This window comes from Candidatus Symbiopectobacterium sp., from assembly GCF_020054415.1.
In the GTDB taxonomy this organism is placed as follows: Bacteria; Pseudomonadota; Gammaproteobacteria; order Enterobacterales; family Enterobacteriaceae; genus Symbiopectobacterium.
In genome coordinates this window covers 1-1,762 of the sequence record NZ_JAHWCO010000291.1, presented here as the reverse complement: position 1 = coordinate 1,762, position 1,762 = coordinate 1, and the positions used below count along the sequence as shown (strand labels likewise).

Here is a 1,762-nt window from a genome sequence, read left to right as displayed (position 1 = left end):
GTGGGTGAAGCCATGGCCATGGTCAAAGCGCTTAACCGGATCACGCTATTAGGAATGCCGAACAGTATTCGCATCACGTAACAATCGACCCGTATGGGGCGCAGTCGTTACAAGTTCTGATTTATTCAACAAAGCCGTTTTTGGTATGCAAACATTGCGCAAATTGTGGTCTGGCAGATGACGCGTAAGTTTATTTAACGCCGTGTTGTGAAAAAAATGCCATAGCATCTTTTGCTGATGCACCAGTTAAAGAGCCGTTATTTACAATGGCATCCGCGTAATAAAGGGTATAACGGCCACAGTCATTGCCATTAAAGAGGTGCTGATGCCCGTGATGCTGTGTGGTGAGAATAAATTTTTTGTCCAACCCAAGACTTTCATGGTTGAGAAGTTGCTTTTTAAGGTGCTTATCACCCTTATAAAAACCATCAATTAATCCCGCTTTGGAATCATGCAGTGTTATTGCGCTGATTATTCCCTCATTGATATCCACCTCGCATAGCACAAAGTGGCCGCGTGACCCAAAGCACCCGAGCGGATTACTTTGTGCGATAGGCATTAAGGCTTTTACATTGCCCGTTGGAAATTCTTTTTTTATTTCTTCCAACAGGACGGCGGCAGAGTGTCCACCCGATAGTATTGCTTCATTGCTATGCTCATCGAGTAGATCGTGGGCTGGTGCAGATACCAGATAGGTGGTGTTCCCGATTTGTGTGCTGCGATAAACGGTTTGTTCTATGGGAGTATACGCAGATGTCCCTTTCACTGTAGTCCACCCCCTTTTTTCGCTGAACAGCGTATCCAAATGAAGATTAAGCCCTGAGCACGTGAGTTTTTCACCGTGGGTGTCTGTCAACACACGCACTATTTCCACGATCCTGGCGCGGAAATCACCGAACTGAAAAGAAAGGAGTGACTTCATGGCTTCTTTCATGAGCGTCGCACACGGGGTGTGTACTGAAGCGGGGGCGATTGGGGGGATGGTATTGTTTGAAATGGGCGGTAGCATGTTTTTATATCTCCTATATGGGATAAAGGCTGTATAACATGTTCTAGAGTGCAAGGCGATGGAGAGCACTAACAAGGTGATAATGGCGCGGTAGGCCGTTGCGTGGAATAGGGTATAGAACCTATTCCAGGTCCTGGAACAGGTTATTGACTATCAACAGCTAATTATTTGGCGCTGGAAAGGGTGTTAATCGCTTCCCATGACAAACCCAGATAGTTATTTTTCTGTAAGTTGGTTAATCCGTACAGCGTTCACGAACCATATCGAGATTATCTTTGGCGTGGAACAGATATACTCAATAAACGTCAAGATGCACGGCAAGGCAGCGAGAAAGACTTACTGCACACCCCTTCTACTGGATAGGCAGATGCATCTTGAAGTACGTTGAGTATAAACGGCAATCAAGTAATCGTAGGTAAATTTACCGAAACCGGTATCGCCGAAATAGGTCTGATAGGCATCATGGATTTCTACTTTAAACAGATCCCACTCTTCTTCATTGATCATATTACAAGTGAAACCCCACCGAACCAGCATGGCGGCACGTTGTAAGGGCTTTGTTGAATAAATCAGAACTTGTAACGACTGCGCCCCATACGGGTCGATTGTTACGTGTATTAGTCGCGACTAGATCTGACACTGGACCTTGAAAGGTTGAGAGTTACCGGTTTTGATATGGGTGCCTAATCCTTAAACAAAACGCGAGGTAACTCTCATGCTTCATACTAACAATCCCATTATCAAACACAAAGC

Annotated in this window: 1 protein-coding gene and 1 pseudogene; one reads left to right on the top strand and one right to left on the bottom strand. The window is 45.2% G+C overall.

The window, feature by feature from the left end:
* A pseudogene (locus QZ506_RS08415) lies at nucleotides 1-81 on the top strand (lipoprotein); the annotation flags it as partial.
* A 109-nt stretch (nucleotides 82-190) separates the two neighbouring features.
* On the opposite strand, the gene QZ506_RS08410 reads toward QZ506_RS08415, so the two are convergent.
* Nucleotides 191-1,009 carry a hypothetical protein gene (locus QZ506_RS08410; RefSeq protein ID WP_291970349.1) on the bottom strand — a complete coding sequence of 273 codons (819 nt, stop codon included), beginning with the start codon at nucleotides 1,007-1,009 and terminating at the stop codon, nucleotides 191-193.
* Nucleotides 1,010-1,762: the final 753 nt, after the last annotated feature.

Coding starts and splice junctions, on each gene's coding strand:
- QZ506_RS08410 (WP_291970349.1), bottom strand. CDS start 1,009: ATGCTACCGCCCATTTCAAACAATACCATCCCCCCAATCGCCCCCGCT.